Consider the following 18,776-nt stretch of genomic DNA (forward strand, 5'->3'; position numbering starts at 1 on the left):
TTTGAAAGTTCAGTCATTAACATATTCGTTATCTACCCACTAAATATACCAGATATCTTCCGGGGATAATGCCAGCTGAACTGTTTCTCCTTTTACAAAATGCCCGTTATCTACCTTTACTGTTACTATCTGTTGTGATAATGCCACTTCCAGTTCGTATGTACTTCCCATGAAATGAACAGCTTTTACCGTTCCCTTCAATGCAACTTCTTTTCCTGTTACTATCCGGAAATTTTCGGGGCGTACAAAGGCTCTTTTTCCATTCATCTCTACAAGATTATACTTCCCGAACAATCCTGCTACATATTCATCCACCGGTTGATGGTATATCTTTTCCGGCGGTCCCTGCTGTACTATTCTTCCTTCCTTCATGACGATGATCTCTTCCGCCCAGCCGAGTGTATCCAGGGGATCGTGAGATACGAGCAGACAGGTGATCTTTAGTTTATCACTGATATTGCGGATGATTGTTTTTAAAGTTTCTTTGAGGATAGGGTCGAGGTTAGAAAAGGGCTCGTCGAGGATAAGTAAACGGGGTGCTGTGGTTAACAGTCTTGCCAGTGCTATGCGTTGTTTTTCGCCGCCCGAGAGCTGGTCGTTCTTCCGTTTCATGAGGTGCGATATATGGCATAGCTTGTATAGTTCTTCTGCTTCTTCGTCAGTCAACAGATTTGCATATTCCAGGATCTCTTCCATCCTGTAATGGTTGCGTAGTTCAAAGTGTTGTGAGAGGTAGGCTATGCCGGGTTGACCGGGTAATAGTCTTTCTAATGGTCCTTTTACACGTTCATTTGCAAATAATACTTCGCCGCCATCGGCTTGTGTAAGACCTGCTATGATCTTTAACAGGGTGCTTTTACCGCAACCGGATTCTCCGGCTATTGCTATTTTCTGAAATTCTTTTTGAGTAAAGCTGACGCCTTTCAGTACTTCTTCTTCTCCTTCCCGTTTGCGGGCGTCTGATACATAGATTAAGTTCATATATATTTTGTACAGAAAGACACTGCTAAAGTGACTATCTTCTTCATTTTTGTTTGCGCTAAATTAGTATATCTGGTAGCATCACGCAAGTATAAAAAATGCTTTTGCCTGCAGCAAAAGCATTTTTCCTGAGGGGGAGGGATCTGGCCTCCGGCTGGCTAAAATCCAGCGATTAATTATGAGGAATTGAGATATAGTGGTAAGCTCACTGAAATCCCAAATCAATCCGGTACTAAAAACTGTAATTCCCTTTTTAATACATTTATCATGTAACCTTTTTGCCTGTCTACTTTAATAAGTTCATCATCAATGTGTCCGTGTATATCATCCCATATTACCTTTATCTGCTGTCCTTTTATGACAGGCAGGTCAAAATCCTTCTGTACATCTGACGTTATACAATCTTTGATGTAAGCTGCAAAAGATTTCCGTTTATCCTCCCCTATCATGATCACTTCGAGTTTACCATCTCCCACATCTGCATCTTTATTGATGTTCAGGCCCGGGCCAACGGAGCGGATATTCATAATTTCCAGCAGGATATATTTTCCGGAATAGTCTCTGCCATCTATTTCCAGCTGGCAGGCTGCAACAGGGTAGGTAGTGACAATGTCATACAGCTGTTCCAGGTCTGAGCGCAGTTTTTCTTCCGGGGGAGGCTCTTTCCTGGCTTTCTTTTCCTTCTCCTTCATGCTATCCATCAGCACAGGGAATACGCCGAAGCCAATACCTTCAAGGAAGTATACATGTTCTTTGAAGCCGTTTATCTGGCCTACGTCAAATTTTCTGATACGTTCCTTATGCCAGGAAGCGATGATATGTTCCAGCTGACCGGAAGAGTTGACAGACCTGCTGATATTATTAGCGGTACCCATGGGCAGCAATGCCAGGGGATACTGTTTCTTTCCTGCTTTACCCTGCAGGAAGCGCAGTATCACTTTCCTAACTGTACCATCGCCTCCGGCAATGATCACAAAATCGGATGCAGGGTCCAGATCGTCCCACCAATCTTTTTTTGATGAAGAATATATACAATCTATTCCGTGCGACCTGATCAGGTCTACCAGTTCTGCTTCTGAATGGTCTTTATCACCAGCTTTGGGATTGTGCAACAAATTTGCCTTCATAACGCATATAAGACAAAAAGAATACCACTACCAGTGGCATGAATTTAGCGACCATTCGGGTATGAGAATACTTATCACAAACGACGACGGAATTTATAGTCCGGGGATAGCAGCACTGGCCCGGATAGCGTCCAGCTTCGGAGAAGTAAGGATAGTAGCGCCGGATGTAGAGCAGTCTTCCATGGGTCATGCTGTAACGCATTCAAGGCCTCTTTCCTATAAACCATCTCCCATTAGTTTTGGCGGGATAACAGCATATCGTGTAAATGGCACCCCGGCAGATTGTGTGGCGCTTGGTACACATCTATGGTCAAAGACCGATGTAGTGCTTTCGGGGATTAACCTGGGGCCCAACCTGGGTAACGGCATGTGGCATTCCGGTACATTGGCTGCCGCCAAGCAGGCTGTACTACTGGGAATAAAAGGCATTGCACTTAGCACCCCAGTGGGTAAAACAGAACCTAATTTTGATGTGATTGCGCCTTATGTGTCTCAGGTACTGGAGGAGCTGCTGGAAAAACCGGGGTTAAGCCTTTTTAATGTCAACTTCCCGCAGCATCCTAAAGATATACGGTGGACAAGGCAGTCTGTAAGACTATACGACGGGAAGATAGTGCCGGGCACTGATCCTATGAACAGGAAACATTACTGGTTTACCGTCACTCCGCTGGAACCGGCGGAGGAGGGCACAGACAGATGGGCGGTAGAAAATGATTTTGTATCCATTACTCCGCTGCGGCTTGATCTTACAAATGAGGCAGAGCTGCAGGCTGCATTGAACAGCCATGCAATGTCAAAATAAAGATGTCCGGACAGTGTCCGTATATGGACACTGTTCAGACCATAAGCGGACAAATATGACTACACTTTCCACAACAACAAATTCAGTATCAAACGGTTAAAAAACAGGCATTCCTCTTGAAAAGGCATATGTTTACATAACCCTGTAACTGTATGCTTAGCAATTATTTAAAGTCGGCCGGAAGGATACTATGGCGTAACAAAATGACTACATTCATCAGTCTAGCCGGCCTAACCACGGGTATTGCCTGCTTTCTGTTGCTAGCCACCTATATCCTGAATGAACTCAGATATGACCGTTTTCATGAAAAGGCTGGCAGGATAGTATTCAGTACTTTCCACTACAAATCTGCCAACGATCCTGAGGCGGTCAATGCTTCCGAAACCCCTACGGCCCTTGTGCCTACCTTTAAACGGGAACTGGTAGAAGTGGAAGATGGCGTACGTGTGTATAATTTATCTTACAAGAATGTACTGGTAAAGCATGGGGATAGATCTTTCAATGAGAAAAAGGTACTTCTGGCAGACAGGTCATTCTTCAACATTTTTACGTTCAGATTTCTTTCCGGCAACAGTGCTATTGCGCTGAATGATCCTAATTCCGTTGTCATTACTTCCAGTACAGCTAAAAAATATTTTGGAGAAGAGGCTCCTCTGGGTAAAACACTTACCCTTAACAATAAGGCATGGCAGGTAACGGGAGTGATAGAAGATGTTCCCCCTTATTCACAGTTGAAATTTGACCTGCTGGGTTCTTATTCTTCTCTTGAACGTTCAAAAGAAGAGATATGGCATTCTGCCAACGATCTTTCTTATTTCCTGCTGAAACCCGGTGCAGACCGCAGTATTGTGCAGGATAAGATCAATAGTTATGTTGCAGAGAGATTTAAGGAGGTGATAGGCACCGGTAATAAAGTGTGGTTTGAGCTGGAACCGCTTACAAAGGTACATTTGTATTCTCAGGCAGCATCCGGGGGGAATATAAAATACATCTATATTCTTGGGAGTGTTGCCATTTTATTACTATTGATAGCCTGCATTAATTTTACCAACCTGATGACAGCCAAATCTCTTGAAAGGACGCAGGAAATTGGTGTCAGGAAAGCATTGGGCGCTGTGCGCAGACAATTGTTCTGGCAATTCATGATAGAATCGGCCCTGGTTACTTTTTTGGCTATGATTGCAGGTATATTGCTTTCAGGCGTCTTGCTGCCTTATTTCAATTATTTTACAGGCATGGAACTAAGCCTGCGGTCATGGAACGGCTGGTGGCTTTCAGTTATCCTGGCGGGCCTGTTGCTGGTGATCACTTTTGTAGCAGGTGCATGGCCGGCGGTAGTACTGGCAGCCACCAGGCCTGTAAGCTCTCTGTACAAACGCAGCGGGAATATTACCCTGAGAAAAGTGCTGGTAGTATTTCAGTTTACTGTTTCCATTGCTTTCATCATTGCTACTATCATTGCAAAACGTCAGCTTCATTTCATAAAAACGAAAGATACCGGTTTGCAACGTTCACAACTGATAGTACTGGATAAAGGAGGTATGGAATACGACAGGTTAGCTTACTTAAAAAGCGAACTGCTGCAGCAGCCTGGAGTGACGGGAGTGACGGCCTCGTACGACTCTCCGGTGAATGTACAGGGAGGATATTCCCTGGGGGCTGAAGACAAACCGGCTGATTTCTCGCTCTCTGTCACTGCTATCCCCATAGAAAAGGATTTTGTTTCAGTAATGGGGGTAAATATTGCGGAAGGCGGCAACTTTACTGAAAGCGATGTACAGCAGGTACTTCTGAAAGGAGAAGAACGCCACTATACCTTTATGCTGAATGAAACAGCTGCGAAAGCCATGGGCTGGAACCCTGCGCAGGCTGTAGGCAAACGTGTAAATCTGAATGGCAGAAAGGGGACAATAAAAGCTGTGCTTAAAGATTTCAACTTCGTTTCATTACACCATACTATTGCGCCGATAGTAGTTTTCCCTGAATATGATTATTTAGGCAAGATCTTTATAAAAACATCTGTTGCCGATGCCAGGCCTGCAATAGCAGGTATTGAAAAGAAGTGGAAGGAGGTCTATCCTGATCAGCCTTTTGAATATCATTTCCTTGACCAGGAGTACAATGCCCTGTACAGGTCGGAGCAAAGAACAACAGATGTGCTGAATATATTTTCCATTGTTACCATCGTGGTATCATGCCTGGGGCTGTTTGGTCTGGCGGTATTCATTGCACAGCAACGTACAAAAGAAATAGGTATCAGGAAAATACTGGGGGCATCTGTGGCAGGTATTACCCTGCTGATATCTAAAGATTTTATGAAGCTGGTGGGAATAGCTGTAGTGGTTGCTTCTCCGTTGGCCTGGTATGCTATGCACCGGTGGCTGCAAGATTTTGCCTACCGGACCGCTATCAGCTGGTGGATGTTCCTGGTGGCAGGAGTTATTGCCTTACTGATAGCGTTGGTCTCAGTAAGTTACCAGGCTGTCAAAGCTGCAATGATCAATCCTGTTAAAAGTCTAAGAATGGATTAACTAATTAATAGCCGGCCGTAAACCGGCCGGCTGTTAACAGATCAGGCATCATGTGGCTGTCCGTCCAGCATTACACCGACCCTTAGTGCCTTTAATCCGCTCAATCCCTGCAGATCTTCCAGGAAGAGATATTCCAGGTCGTTGCGGAGGGTGCCTTTTTCCTGCAGATACTGGATAAAGGGCAGATAATCCTCTACATCCCTTTCATCGAAATAGATCAGTACTATTTTGTCCTGCTGGGTAAGTCTTTCTTCAGTACCTCTTATATGCACTTTATCGATCCGTTTTTTGATCATCTGGTAACGGATGTTATATGCGCCTTCCACATCAAATTTTCTTTCATCTGTGCGGAAGCTGACGTCAATAGCATGATTATGTACAAAGATCAGCTGTGTAGTACGCAGTGGTTTGGACATGGATGACAGTAAGGAGTATGTTAGCCGTGCAATGGCTGCCATAGAAGACAGCTGCCATAAACGGAGGTTTTTCAGGTGAAAGTGACTGAAAGGTTTACCGGGTGCTATGGACTGCCCTATGTAAATATCGTACTCCACGCCGTCGGTGCGGAACTTCTCAAAATAGCATGGGTAAAGCTTTTGCAGCTGTTCTTTCTCTGTTTCGAAATAGTTGTTAACAACACCGTTCACCATCTGCATGGAGACTTCCAATTCATACCTGTTACCATGTTCGTTACTGCTGAAATCCCTGAAGGCTGACAGATAGTTAGACACCAGTCCATTACCTGCCTGTTCATTTGCGAGGTGAGTAAGATAAGGGAGAGTCTCTTCCTGGAAGAAAAGCCCTAACCGGCTTTCATCGTTAGCGTTGAGTTGCCCCTGTGCCAGCATTTCCTTCCACTTATCACATTTATAGATCATCTCTTCCAGCAGTGCAGAGTCATGTTCTTTCTGCAGGGCTTGCAGCGTACCTGCCAGTAGGGTCAGGTGGTTGTTAAGATCTTCGGTGATGGCCTTATTTCTTTCAACGGTGGAGTTCCTGATATCTACAGCGCCATAGAGCGGGAATACATCAGAAAACCTGATGGCTTCTGTTTTTGCTTCTAATCCTTTCTTTTTGTTATGCAGATAATTCCAGGCAACTTCGTTGAATTTCCATTGCACGGAAGGCTGGATAGAAGTGAATTTTTCCTTGATGACATTCTCTATCTCCATGTTGAACTCATCAATGTAAATCTGCAGCAGGCGGCCTATAGCAGGCATTGCAGGTTCCAGTACAGACAATGTATATTCATCAAAGGTATCATCGCCCTGTGTATGCATACCCAGTACGCCTACCGGTTTATGGTCGTAGAAAACAGGCAATAAAGCCAGCGACCGGACGCCCAGCTGTTTAAAATGTTCCAGGAAGGCATATTTAGGATCAGTTTCCCGGGATATATCGGGGGAGTAGAAAGCGATAGGTTTTGCGAAATAGCCTTTAGCATATTTACGGAAAAGCTCAGGTGAAAGGCGCGGTTCTCCCCATACCTGGAACAATATACCAGAGCCTCCTTTTGTATAACCGTATACCGGCTCATCATTCACTTTTACAAAAGGGAAGAGATCAAACTCTATCTTATTGCTTCCTACGAGGGATTTGAGGGACTGGATCACATTCAGGTAGCTGGCCTCATCGTTGGAAGCTGTACGTGCCAGGCGGATGTTTTCTATATTTTCGACAGCCTTCTCAGCAGTTATGTCAGATACGGTCAGTATAACGATGCCACGGAACTTAAAGAGTGACAGTGGTAGTATGCCCTCCATTATTTCAGGCCCTACTTCATCTTTTATCTGTCCAAGCAGTTTACGTACATCCAGCTCGGGTAGTTCTCCTTTTGCAGTGACTTCAATAAAATCCGTATTTACATGTACCTTGAAATACTCAAGCAAGCCTGTTTCTGTATTGATACCTGCATAATCCTGTTCTGCCACTGCTGATATACGGAACTTATATAACCTGTTAAGAACGAAGGAATACATAAAGCGCAGGCGTTCATTAAAATAGTCTTCTTCCTTCCGGATATCCGTATAAGCCTCTTTATCTCCTTTCTTATTCCGCAGCATATCATACAGCAATTTTGTACCATACAGTACGGCAGTACGCAGAGGAAAGCCTACTCCCCAGGCCAGCTCTTTTTCAGGCACCAGGGCAGGGCCCAGGCAAACGAAGCACTGTTCCAGCAGTTCATAGTATTCAGGTATTTTGTCAAGCGGAATATCCTGGTCATATACATTATACTTCTCAAACAGCGCTAATGCATTACGATAAATGAAAGCCCTGCTGCTATCTTCCTCTTCCACCCTTTTTCTGAGATGGTCAATGAAGGCCTTGAATGAAATGGCGACATCAATATCAGAGAGAAATGATTTGTCGCCGGGGATGTCCAGAATGCTCTTTTCCATAAAAAGATGTACAATACACAAATATACATCTATTCCACATTCAGACTTTTAACGGGGTCCATCATTCCTGCCCTGATGCTCTGGTAGCCAACTGTCAGCAATGCGATACTTACAGTGACGAGGCCTGCAATGGCAAAGATCCACCACTCTATGGTTATAGCGTAGGCAAAGCCCTGCAACCAACTATTCATGATATACCAGGAAACCGGCATGGCCAGCAGGAAAGCGATCAGCACCAGTTTCAGGAAGCTGGAAGAGAACAGGGCTACTATATTCAGTACAGAGGCTCCCATCACTTTACGTATGCCCATTTCCCTGATGCGTTGTTCAGCAGAGAATGTAGCCAGGCCAAATAGTCCGAGGCAGGAAATAAGTGTAGCGAGGCAGGCAAAATAGCCGGACAAGCGGCTGATTATCTGTTCACTTTTATAGAGTTTTGCGTATTCCTGGTCGGCAAACTGGTAAGAGAAAGGGAAAGCGGGATTTAAAGTTTTGAAGATCTTTTCCATTCCGGCCAGTGTTTCAGCCGTTTTTCCGGCTTTGATGCGTACCAGTATGGTTCCCCATTTGGGGCTGGAATCCATACGAACGATCAGGGGTTCTATGGCCTGATGCATGGAATGGAAATGAAAGTCTTTCAATACGCCGATGATGGAGCCCCTGGCGCTTCCCCACCAGATGGGCTGCCCGATGGGGTCTTTATATCCTATTTTCTTCAGTGCGGTCTCATTTATCAGGTAACCAACAGAGTCTGTACCAAATTCCGGCGTAAAGTCGTGGCCATCGAGGAATTCCAGCTTAAGGGTTTTGGCAAAATCATATCCTACCTTCATATCAGCAAAGGGCACTTCTTCTTCAGGCGCTTTGCCTATCCAGCGTATATCCCCTACGGTATGGTCAAAGTCGGTAGGAGATTGTTTCATCCTTGAAATGGCCATTACTCCCGGTATTGTGGCAGACTGTGCTTTGAAGAGATCATATTGCCTGATCATATCTCCTTCAATAGGTATATAGACCAGGTTTTCCCTGTCATATCCGAGGTTTTTGGATTGTACGTAGTCCATCTGACGGTAGATAACGATCATGCCTACTATCAGTATCACGGAAAGAACAAACTGGAATACTACCAGTCCTTTTCTGAAAAAAGTAGTGCCCCATCCGGATTTCAGGTTGCCTTTCAGTACACTGACAGGGTTGAGGGAAGAAAGGAAGAAGGCCGGATAACTTCCTGCTACCAGGCCTGTTACGATGAGTAAAACGGGCAATGCCATCCAGAAACGGGTTGAACCAATGGAGAGCGATAATTGTTTACCGGTCAGTTCATTGAAAACAGGTAATACTGCCGTTACCAGGAGAATACCGATAATCACAGAGAATAGTGTCAGTATCAGTGCTTCTCCGATAAACTGACCGATGAGTGAGGTACGGTAGGCCCCTACTACTTTCCTGATGCCCACCTCTTTTGCTCTTTTGGTAGAGCGGGCGGTGGCCAGGTTCATAAAATTGATACAGGCTATGAGTAATATGAAAGCAGCTATCAATGTAAAGAGCCGTACGTATTCAATACGGCCGCCATCTATCTGTCCGTTCTTAAATGTTGACTGAAGATAGGTTGTGGTGTATGGCTGTAAGCCTAACTCTATGTAAGAGTTCTTATCTTTTGAAAGATACCTGTAGATAAAATCTTTGATCTTGGCTTCTACCTTTGCAGGATCGGCATCCGGCCGGAGCTGTACATAGCTGGCCGGGCTGGCGCTGTTCCAGTTTGTTACCCAGGGGTTTTCTTTCACATATGCCTGCCAGCTTCTCAGGAAATCCAGTTGTTTTGAAGAATTGGCCGGCATATCTTCAAAAACTGCATTTACTGTCAGGTCTTCACTGTTCTCAAAACGGACAGTCTTACCCATTGCTTTTTCAGGGCTGCCAAACAACAGGGTTGCTACCCGGTGGGAAATAGCGATGTGTTCCGGCGCTGTCAGTGAGGATTTGGACGTGCCTTCTATCAGCGGGTAGCTGAACATGCTGAAAAAATCGGCCGATGCAAAAGAGCCTTCCAGCTTCTGTATCTTCTCTCCTGCCTGTAATGTATAATGGTAGTTCCTTTCCAGTCCTGTGGCATATTGCACTTCCGGGATTGCCTTCTTCAGTTCTTCTGCCAGCAGCCCCTGAGTGATGTAGCTGCCGTCCACCTTACCGTTGTTATAGAGCCGCTCATAGACCTGGTAAAGCTGTTTCCCGTTCTTATGAAAGCTGTCCATATCCCGCTCGTCCTGCACCCATAGTATGATCAGGAGGCTGCATGCTATGCCCAGCGCCATTCCTGCTACATTGATGATAGTAAAGGCTTTGTTACGGATAAGGTTCCTCCACGCGATTCTGAGATAGTTCTTTATCATAGCGGCAATATTTGGATGATACATTTACAGAGAAAATGCCAATTGATAAATTAGTTATTTTCCAGACACTTGTAAAGGAGATTTTTTATAATATGTCCGGTTTTGGTATGCAGATGGGCGGTAATGGTACAAGGAAAGTAGTGCGTTAGTTTGATATTTTATGCGATACCTGGTTGGGGGAATTGCTCAAAAACTGTTTTTTGCCTTCGGCAAAAAACAGTTTTTGAGAGATTTTTTTTGCGCTGCGCCAGGCTAGATTTTTATTCCTGTCTGAACCTGTAGAGGTTGTATCCTGCAAGGCCTGACAGTAATGTGCAGATCACTATCAGCGGTAGCAACAGCGTTACCCAGCGGATGCCTGCAGGCGCTGTAAAATATTCTACCGTGAAGCTGCTCCAGTCAATACTGCTTACCGGCCGTTCTTCAAATATTTCCGGGTAAAAGCGCAATCTCATCTTTTCATGAAAATGCCGGACACTGTCCTGGAAAAGCAGGTGGTCTTTCATTCCGGAACCGGCAAGGTCATTCAGGGACAACTGTGTGTGCAGTACAGGCAAAGCCATCCCTATGCGGGCGCTGATCTCTTCTCTCTTCCTGAGTTTTTCTTCCAGCGCTTTTGAGTACTGCGCGGCATCATCATCTCCTATCTGCTGCATGGCATAGTACCAGAGCCATTTAAACTCTTCTCCTTTTAACTGGTACTTCCTGAACTGAGGATAATGTGCATAAAACTTTTCCATCGTCACTGACTTATCCATATCCCACTTTTCATGGTATCCCTGCCGTTGCTTTATTACTGTCTGCAATGCTTCGGGCACAGGATAAGCATTACTGATATAACTGTTTACAAAGGTAGGCGTCAGTATAGTAAGCAGGATCCAGGCTGCCAGCATGCAAATGGCATTAAAGCCAGAGCTTTTTCTCCAGGATACTATCCAGTAGCTGAGGCTGAACCAGAACAGGAGATACAGGACCAGCAGGCATACAACTGCCAGCAGGGTTATATTAAGCGGCACCTGCAATATTATTATTGCGGAGAGCAACAGTACTACCGCCAAAGAATACACTACTACTGCCCTGTGCAGCAGTTTATGCCATAGCAGTTTTAATGGTGACACAGCCTGTATGCGTATCATGTTCCAGGTACCTCCTTCCGTCTCTTCTGAGAAAATATTGTAGGTAAAAATGATAATGATCAACGGGAAAAGATAGATCATGACAAAGCCAAGATCAAGGTTTCCCAGCAGGAGGTTGGAAGGATTGCTGAGGTCTGTATCATATTGCTGGTTCTCCAGGTTGCGGATATTCACACTGCGCACGGAAGGGTTTACGTCCCGCTGACCTATGGATAAACCGGATAAAGGCCGGGGCGCGTTGACCAGGGAGAACTTCAGGTAATAGAGCAGTAATCCTGTTTCCTTATTGAAGTATTCTACATGCTTGCTGATATGCTGTTGCTGATGCACTGCTGTCTGCGCTATTACTTCCTGTTGTTTTGCCAGGTAGCGCTTACCAATAACAAGGCTGGCAAAACCCGCTGTCAATATAAAGAGCACAGCAATGATAGCTGCGCCTGAGCGGATAAAATTTCTGAACATCTGTGTATACATTACAACGCCCTGAATTTTTTAGTGATAGTAAATAGTAAGATCAAAAGCACGGCAGTCCAGCAAAGCATTGCCGCTATAGAAAGCGCTTCATGCCTGAATATGGCGCCTGTTTTCCTGAACGTATAACGGAAGTCAGGCATCTCTGCCCAGTGTTCATGACTGATATGCTGACTACCGTGTTTATCGTTGCTGATAAGGTCCATCTGCAAGCGGTTCATGCGTTGCGCCAGCTTGTAACGGAAGTCTTCTACCTGGTCCTGGAAATCAGTATAGGAGGCAAAGCCGGTACCTGCCAGTGCCATAGAGAAATTCTTTACGGCAATATAAGGGTCTGCAAATGCAGCGTAGCGGGCGAAGTTGTTCTGGCTTTCGTATGTTCTGATAAGATCGTACTGGTGTTTTTTATAAATATCTGCACTGATCCTCTCTCCTTCCGCCATAATGAAGCCGCCATAGTTGAAGGGTAATTGCTGTACGCTGTCAACCTTATATGTTCTTAGCAGGGAATCTTTAATGGCGGCGTAATGCGGGTCATTGGGATTGTGGCTGTCGCCCGCCTTTACCAGGTCTTCTTCCACAGCTGTTTCGAATGCCAGTCTCGAAGGGGTGGGATACTGATGTGCGCCCAGTGCCTGTACTGCCCTTGGTAACACTATCATCAGTGTGATCCAGATGCCGGTAAGTGCAATGAGCGATGCTTTTGAGGTCCTGCTCAGAGCAGATACCATTACCGCTGCCAGTGCGCAGATCATGAAATACAACAGGTAAGTGATGAGCAGCAGTATTAGCCTGATAGCATCATCTGCAGAGATGTTGAAACCGCTCAGCAGTAACCATAACAGTATAGTGGCCAGTATTACCGGCAGGTACAGCACCAGCGTTACGGCGGTAATGCCTAATGTTTTTCCCATCAGTAATTCAGGCCAGCTGATGCCCTGGCATAGCAGTACTTTCAATGTATTGCCTTCCCTCTCTGCAGATATTGCGTTAAAGCCCAGGAAAAAGATGAGCAATGGCAGCAGCAGCTGTAGGATCATAGCGATATGCAGTTCTCCGAAGCGAAGTATGCCTGTTGAGAAGCCCGCTTCAGAAAAGTTGACGCTGTTCTGCCGGTGAGCTTCCAGGAAAACGGAAGTACCGGTAAAGCTTTCCATTCCAAAATCGAAGAAGCTGAGCGGATGTTTAGAGCGGAATACCAGGTAGCCGTAATGCGCCATACGGTGTGGGTGTTTGTCCGGGTTATTGAGCCATTGTTCTCTTACCTGCTGACTGTATTTTGTGCGGATGGTAGTCTGGTCTTTATATATTTTCCAGCCTGAAAAAGCCGCCATGATCAGCATTAATCCTATTACCAGCGTTAGTACGGGTACTGCTTTATTTCTGAAGGAGATCTTCCATTGCTGGAATGCAATTATTTTAATTATGCGAGGCCTCATTTATACTCTTTTTTAGAACCTGTAAGTGGCGCTGAGCATCATGTTGCGCGGTGCGCCGGGGAAGAGGCGCAGGTAGTTCTGCGCTCCTATCCAGTAGGTTTGGTCAGTAAGGTTGTTAACATTCAGCGCTATCTGTACGCTGCTTTTTGCAGGAGTATAATAAACAGCTGCATCCAGCAGGGCATAAGCAGGTACTTTGAAACTACGTGCCAGCCAGGGTATTTTATCGCCACTGTATTGAACGCCTAATCCCACGCCTATATCTTTCAGCAGGGAGGAACGGGGGAAATTATAACGGCTCCAGATACTACCGCTGTGTATAGGCGTATTCTGTTTCCTGGCGCCGATCAGTGATTTGTTGTTATCGTTCGTAATGCGGGCATCTATGTAGCTGTAGGATGCCGTTATCTGCCAGTTGTCTGTGATAAAACCTGCAATGTCCAGTTCAGCGCCCCGGCTTCTTTCTGCCCCTCTGGCTACGAGGAGGTCAGGATCGTTGGGATCGTTGGCATTCATGAGGATGTTTTCCTGGTTGATCTCGTAAGTGGCAACGCTTACCTGCAGCCTGTCATGCAGCCATTGGGATTTTATGCCCAGTTCTTTCAGATCGCTTTTCAGTGGAGGATAGTTGCTGCCTGCAGGTGCAGGCAGGGGCATGAGCCCGGCGGTATTGGACTGAGGCTGATACCCTTTCAGGTAAGTAGCGTATATGTTAATACGGGAGTCTATTGCATAGACCAATCCCAGGCGGGGTAGTAATTTGGATGAAGAGACCGTTACTGCGCCTGCAGACTTATAGTTGGTGATGTCTTCATACCATTCCTGGCGCAGGCTCATCAACAAGGTGAACTGTTTCCACTTAGCCTGTTCCTGTGCATATACGGCGTGTACCTGGTATAAGCCCGCAGGCAGTGCTGTTTTGGTGAAGGTGTAGTCTTTCAGGTCTTTCAAGGTGTATACCGGGTTGGCAAGATCGAAATGCTCTACATTGGGTTTGGGCATCTGTACTCCGTTCACTGTGATGACCTGGTATGCCTGCTGGTTAGCAGGGTTATAGGAAGAAGCGGTGCCGCCGTTGCTGAGCAGGTATCCGCGGGCGGTGTTTTGTCCGCCACCTTTATATTTATGTGTACTAATATGATCATACCCTATCAGCAGTTTATGTTCTACCGGCCCGGTATGCGCCTGTATATTGAAATAGCTGCTCAGGTTATCTGTACTCCAGAACTGGTCTCTTATTACCACCTGCATGGCTGCCAGGGTGGGAATGGGCTGGTTGTTAATATCTACTGCAAATGCGTTGGTGGTACGGTGTTCCTGCAGGTCTTCCGTCCAGGTTTGCTTCATGTATGCCGTATTGAAGGTAATGTGGGATGATAGCTTATGCGAAAGGTTTCCCATAATAATCATTTCCCTTGATTTGAAGTGATCGTTAGAAGCGCCTATGTTGAAATTGGCGGGCGTGCTGTTCAGGTTTGTCTTTCCTGCCACTGCGCCGAAAATGGCCTGTCCCCTGTCCAGTCTTGTACTGATATTGCTGAAGATCAGTTCTACGTTGATGGTAGTTTTATTATTGGGCACATAGGAAAAAGAGGGAGAGATAAGCAATGCTTTCTGGAACTGCAGGTCCCTGAAGCTCATTGCATCCTGGTATGCGCCGTTGATGCGGTACAATAGTGTCTTGGATGTGTTCAGCGGTCCGGTGAAATCCAGCGCCCCCCTGATAGTGCTGAAGCTGCCGGCCGCTATGCTGATCTCTTTGCGGTCGGTTGCAAGTGGTTTCTTTGTAACAAGATTAATGCTGCCACCGGGATCTACGCTGGAAAAGGTAGCGCTGGCGGGGCCTTTGATCACTTCAACACGTTCTATGTTACTCATGAGCGGTTGTGCAAAGTAGTATTGCCTTGTGCGCATGCCGTTGATGATGGTACCCTCTTCATTCTGACTGATGCCCCGTATGGTGAACTGGTTGTAATAGCTGGCAGGCGTTACGCTACTTACTGTTTTAAGGGCGTCTCCCAGCTGGAATACCTGTCTGTCTGCCATCAGCTCTTTCGTAACTACGGAAATTGCCTGGGGGATATTCCTGTTCAGCTCTGCCGTTTTAGTGGCGGCAAAGGAATAATTGCTTTCGTAGGAGCGGTTGGTGCGTCCCGTTACTTCGATGGATTGCAGCTGTGTTACAGAATCAGTAAGGCTTTTCCTTGCAGTATCCTGTGCATGTATTTTTAGCGAGAAAAAAAGTAAAGTGATATAGATAGTTCGCATGTGATGTTTTATCAGATCGTTTCCAGATAGAGCTGTTGTAATTCGTTGGCGGTAATGTTCCCTGTGCTTACGGTGTGTACCAGCGATCCCTGTTTCATAATGCCTATTACAGCGCCTACTTCCACGGCGTTGAAAATATCGTGCGTAGCCATAAAGATGATCTTTCCTTCTGCCGCCAGTTGTTTACAGATAGCGGTAAATTCTGCGGAAGCGCGGGGGTCCAGTCCGCTGGTAGGCTCGTCCATCAATATCACGCCTGCCTTTTTAGCCAGTGCTATAGCAATGCCTACTTTCTGGCGCATGCCTTTGGAATAGGTGGAGAGTTTTCTTTTGTGCGCTTCTTTTTGAAGCCCTGAAGTGCTGAGAAAATGTTCCAGTTCGGCAGATGAATATTTAAAACCTGCCAGCCGACTGAAGAAGTCGAGATTCTCCAGGCCGTTGAGGTTACCGTATAGCTGTACTACTTCCGGTATGTAGGCGATAAACTCCCGGGTATTGGTGCTGCCGGGTTTTACTTCGATCCCGTTTATCAGGGCTTTGCCTTCTGTTGCGGCGATGAAGCCCAGGAAGAGGTTGATGGTAGTTGTTTTGCCTGCGCCGTTCTGTCCGAGCAGGCAAAAGATATCACCTCCTTTCAGGGACAGGTTGAGATCATTCAGTGCCGTATGACCATTATACCTCTTGGTGAGGTGCACAGCTTCGAGGGTACTGTTCATAGTAGTTGATTTTTATGGGTATGAAATAGCATATGGTTCCGGGTCAGCTGTATGTTGACCTGGAACGGTTATACAATAAAGAGAAGTGATTATGAGATGGAAAATGGCGGCCCTTTATTGGGCAGGTGAGATAAGACAGTCCTGCAGGGCTGTGGTACGGGGAGTTGCAACAGTTGACGGAAAACTAATGTAGCTCCGGCCCCTGCTGCGATATGATGCAGATAGTAAACACTGTAGTGATGGTTGCAGATCTTGCATTTCTCAACAGAGACGGTGCATTGTTTATACTTGTCATTCCCCTGCTGGCTACCGGCATGGTGGTGCCATAACTGAACCGGCGCGGCAATGAATACATACAGCAGGAACAGGCAGAGAGCAGTAAAACGGCGATATTTGACCAGAGCACTCAATCAGCAATAATGCAATTATGTTGCAAATATAATATTCCATTCCGTTGATCAGAAATTAATCTTTAATCTTTTTCTTGCAGCCTAAATAACTTCTTATAATGAAGAATGTAGTGCTTGCAAGTACGTCCACATTGTACGGTGAATCTTACCTGTCTTACCTGTTGCCGGTCATAAAAGAGCTTTTCTCCGGCGTAGATGAAGTGATATTCATTCCGTATGCGCGTCCTGGTGGTATTTCTATGGATGATTATACGGCCAGGGTATCTGAGGCATTTGCAGCTGCCGGTATTAAAGTAAAAGGTCTCCATACATTTGAAGCACCTGTGAAGGCTATCATGGAGGGCAAGGCTTTCTTTACAGGAGGCGGCAATACATTCCTGCTGGTGAAGGAGCTGCATGACCTGCAGCTGATGGATGTTCTGCGTGAAGAAGTAGAAAGAGGTAAACCTTACCTGGGTACCAGCGCCGGGAGTAATATAGGTGGTATAAATATGCAGACCACTAATGATATGCCTATTGTGTATCCATCCAGCTTTAAAACAATGGGACTAGTGCCGTTCAACCTGAATCCTCATTATCTTGATCCTATTCCTGAATTACCTCATATGGGTGAGACGAGAGAAACAAGGATCAGGGAATTTCTTGTACAGCAGGATATCCCGGTAGTAGGCTTACGGGAAGGCAGCTGGATCAGGGTAAAGGGAGATGCTGTTACGCTTGAAGGCAGTGTACCTGCGCGGATATTCCGGAGAGGGAAGGAAGCGTATGAAGTTGCTGCAGGGCAGCCTCTTACTTTTTGAGCCTTCCCATTTGCTTTACTATCCAGGGCAGGGTAAGGCCCTGGCCCAGTAATGTAAATACTACTACTGCAATAGAAATAAATATGATGGTGGTACGTTGAGGGAAAGGAGTACCATCAGTCAGTGTTACAGGCAAACCAATAGCAATGGCGAGGGATACGATACCTCTCATGCCCGACCAGCTGATGATGACGCTGGTCTGGAAATCCAGCAGGGCTTCTCTCGCTACTTTTCTTTTCCTGCTAAGGAAGGCCCGCTGTAAATTGACTCTTTGCAGGAACACCCTTACCATACGCAGGAGCAGGGTAGCAACAGTGATCATTGCAGCATATCCCAAATAAGGAAGTACCTGGGTCTTATCCATATCTCTCAATACAAACGGGAATGCCAGTCCGATAATAATAAAGATCAGTCCATTGAGTAAGAAAATGATGATCTCCCATATAGATCTGTTCTGTATTTTCAGGCCTTCGGGAAAAACCATTTTGCTGAAGCGGGAGATACCTAATCCCAGTGTTACTACAGCAATCACCCCGGAAACATGTAATTCTTCTGCCAGCAGGTAAGTTACGAAGGGCATGATGAGCATAAAGCTGATAGCTACCATTGCATTGCTATGTACCCTTTTCAGTATAAAGGACAGCAGCTTGGCAGCCACTGCTCCCACCAGGAAGCCGCCCAGCATCAAAGCAAGGAATTGCACAGACGCTCTCCACAACACAAAGGAAACACCGGTAACGGCTGCCACGGCGAAACGGTATGCTACGAGGGCGGAGGCGTCGTTCACCAGGCTTTCCCCTTCCAGAATGGTAGTGGTTTTGTGAGATAATCCCAGTCCTTTTGTAATGCCGATAGCAGCTACTGCATCTGTTGCAGAAAGAATAGAGCCCAGCACAAAAGCTAATGGCCAGGTCATGCCCGGGATAAGGTAATGGGCCAGTACAGCAATGGCTATTGTGGTAAGGAATACCAGGCCTATGGCCAAAGTGCCTATGGTCTGGGCATGTGTTTTAAAATCTTTGAAAGAGATATTAAAGGCCGCGTCATATAGTAACGGTGGCAGGAAAATGAGGAAGATCACGTCCGGGTTCAGTTCTACCACGGGCATATGGGGAATAAAGCCAATGGCTATACCTGCTGCAATAAGCAGGATAGGGTATGATAACTTCATCTTGTCTGCCATGGCAGAAAGCCCTATCATGAGGGTCAGAACGAATATAATGATGCTGTAATTCTCCATAAAAGTGCTGTAAGATAGAGATTTTACATCATGTATGATTTATCCTGTTGTTAAAAT

13 protein-coding genes are annotated in these 18,776 nt (G+C 45.9%); 3 read left to right on the plus strand and 10 right to left on the minus strand.

Going from position 1 to position 18,776, the window contains the following annotated elements:
• Nucleotides 1–39 precede the first annotated feature (39 nt).
• Together GO493_RS17035 and GO493_RS17040 are read right to left on the minus strand one after the other, a co-directional pair.
• On the minus strand, nucleotides 40–981 hold the full coding sequence (locus tag GO493_RS17035; RefSeq protein WP_157307426.1) for an ABC transporter ATP-binding protein: 942 nt from the start codon (nucleotides 979–981) through the stop codon (nucleotides 40–42).
• A gap of 221 nt (nucleotides 982–1,202) precedes the next feature.
• Nucleotides 1,203–2,108: a diacylglycerol/lipid kinase family protein gene (locus GO493_RS17040; RefSeq protein ID WP_157307427.1), complete on the minus strand. Its 906-nt coding sequence runs from the start codon at nucleotides 2,106–2,108 to the stop codon at nucleotides 1,203–1,205.
• A gap of 61 nt (nucleotides 2,109–2,169) precedes the next feature.
• Here GO493_RS17040 and surE point away from each other — a divergent pair, with 61 nt between their 5' ends.
• A complete protein-coding gene (surE, locus tag GO493_RS17045) occupies nucleotides 2,170–2,910 on the plus strand; it encodes a 5'/3'-nucleotidase SurE (RefSeq protein ID WP_157307428.1) in 741 nt (246 codons plus the stop codon).
• Nucleotides 2,911–3,062: 152 nt separating this feature from the next.
• Nucleotides 3,063–5,441: an ABC transporter permease gene (locus tag GO493_RS17050; protein ID WP_157307429.1), complete on the plus strand. Its 2,379-nt coding sequence runs from the start codon at nucleotides 3,063–3,065 to the stop codon at nucleotides 5,439–5,441.
• Between the two features lie 41 nt (nucleotides 5,442–5,482).
• On the opposite strand, the gene GO493_RS17055 is transcribed toward GO493_RS17050, so the two are convergent.
• The 7 genes from GO493_RS17055 to GO493_RS17085 form a co-directional block, all read right to left on the minus strand.
• Nucleotides 5,483–7,843: a GAF domain-containing protein gene (locus GO493_RS17055; RefSeq protein WP_157307430.1), complete on the minus strand. Its 2,361-nt coding sequence runs from the start codon at nucleotides 7,841–7,843 to the stop codon at nucleotides 5,483–5,485.
• Nucleotides 7,844–7,872: 29 nt separating this feature from the next.
• Nucleotides 7,873–10,239 (minus strand): ABC transporter permease, encoded by a 2,367-nt coding sequence (locus GO493_RS17060; RefSeq protein WP_157307431.1) that lies wholly within the window; start codon nucleotides 10,237–10,239, stop codon nucleotides 7,873–7,875.
• Between the two features lie 260 nt (nucleotides 10,240–10,499).
• On the minus strand, nucleotides 10,500–11,837 hold the full coding sequence (locus GO493_RS17065) for a DUF3526 domain-containing protein (protein ID WP_198315742.1): 1,338 nt from the start codon (nucleotides 11,835–11,837) through the stop codon (nucleotides 10,500–10,502).
• An 11-nt stretch (nucleotides 11,838–11,848) separates the two neighbouring features.
• On the minus strand, nucleotides 11,849–13,285 hold the full coding sequence (locus GO493_RS17070; protein ID WP_157307433.1) for an ABC transporter permease: 1,437 nt from the start codon (nucleotides 13,283–13,285) through the stop codon (nucleotides 11,849–11,851).
• Nucleotides 13,286–13,297: 12 nt separating this feature from the next.
• Complete coding sequence (locus GO493_RS17075; protein ID WP_157307434.1) at nucleotides 13,298–15,553, minus strand: TonB-dependent siderophore receptor; 2,256 nt, start codon at nucleotides 15,551–15,553, stop codon at nucleotides 13,298–13,300.
• A gap of 11 nt (nucleotides 15,554–15,564) precedes the next feature.
• Nucleotides 15,565–16,269 (minus strand): ABC transporter ATP-binding protein, encoded by a 705-nt coding sequence (locus tag GO493_RS17080; RefSeq protein ID WP_157307435.1) that lies wholly within the window; start codon nucleotides 16,267–16,269, stop codon nucleotides 15,565–15,567.
• Between the two features lie 89 nt (nucleotides 16,270–16,358).
• Nucleotides 16,359–16,679, minus strand: coding sequence for a hypothetical protein (locus GO493_RS17085; protein ID WP_157307436.1), 321 nt, complete (start codon nucleotides 16,677–16,679; stop codon nucleotides 16,359–16,361).
• A 98-nt stretch (nucleotides 16,680–16,777) separates the two neighbouring features.
• Here GO493_RS17085 and pepE point away from each other — a divergent pair, with 98 nt between their 5' ends.
• On the plus strand, nucleotides 16,778–17,479 hold the full coding sequence (gene pepE, locus GO493_RS17090; RefSeq protein WP_157307437.1) for a dipeptidase PepE: 702 nt from the start codon (nucleotides 16,778–16,780) through the stop codon (nucleotides 17,477–17,479).
• On the opposite strand, the gene GO493_RS17095 is transcribed toward pepE, so the two are convergent.
• Nucleotides 17,469–18,719, minus strand: coding sequence for a Na+/H+ antiporter (locus GO493_RS17095; protein ID WP_157307438.1), 1,251 nt, complete (start codon nucleotides 18,717–18,719; stop codon nucleotides 17,469–17,471). The genes pepE and GO493_RS17095 overlap by 11 nt on opposite strands.
• Between the last annotated feature and the right edge of the window lie 57 nt (nucleotides 18,720–18,776).

Source organism: Chitinophaga tropicalis (assembly GCF_009758205.1).
Classification (GTDB): Bacteria; Bacteroidota; Bacteroidia; order Chitinophagales; family Chitinophagaceae; genus Chitinophaga; species Chitinophaga tropicalis.

Bases quoted from the DNA above. Each gene is read 5' to 3' on its own strand.
- GO493_RS17055 (WP_157307430.1), bottom strand. From the start codon at position 7,843: ATGGAAAAGAGCATTCTGGACATCCCCGGCGACAAATCATTTCTCTCT.
- pepE (WP_157307437.1), top strand. From the start codon at position 16,778: ATGAAGAATGTAGTGCTTGCAAGTACGTCCACATTGTACGGTGAATCT.
- GO493_RS17095 (WP_157307438.1), bottom strand. From the start codon at position 18,719: ATGGAGAATTACAGCATCATTATATTCGTTCTGACCCTCATGATAGGG.
- GO493_RS17075 (WP_157307434.1), bottom strand. From the start codon at position 15,553: ATGCGAACTATCTATATCACTTTACTTTTTTTCTCGCTAAAAATACAT.
- surE (WP_157307428.1), top strand. From the start codon at position 2,170: ATGAGAATACTTATCACAAACGACGACGGAATTTATAGTCCGGGGATA.
- GO493_RS17065 (WP_198315742.1), bottom strand. From the start codon at position 11,837: ATGTTCAGAAATTTTATCCGCTCAGGCGCAGCTATCATTGCTGTGCTC.
- GO493_RS17060 (WP_157307431.1), bottom strand. From the start codon at position 10,239: ATGATAAAGAACTATCTCAGAATCGCGTGGAGGAACCTTATCCGTAAC.
- GO493_RS17035 (WP_157307426.1), bottom strand. From the start codon at position 981: ATGAACTTAATCTATGTATCAGACGCCCGCAAACGGGAAGGAGAAGAA.
- GO493_RS17040 (WP_157307427.1), bottom strand. From the start codon at position 2,108: ATGAAGGCAAATTTGTTGCACAATCCCAAAGCTGGTGATAAAGACCAT.
- GO493_RS17050 (WP_157307429.1), top strand. From the start codon at position 3,063: ATGCTTAGCAATTATTTAAAGTCGGCCGGAAGGATACTATGGCGTAAC.
- GO493_RS17080 (WP_157307435.1), bottom strand. From the start codon at position 16,269: ATGAACAGTACCCTCGAAGCTGTGCACCTCACCAAGAGGTATAATGGT.
- GO493_RS17070 (WP_157307433.1), bottom strand. From the start codon at position 13,285: ATGAGGCCTCGCATAATTAAAATAATTGCATTCCAGCAATGGAAGATC.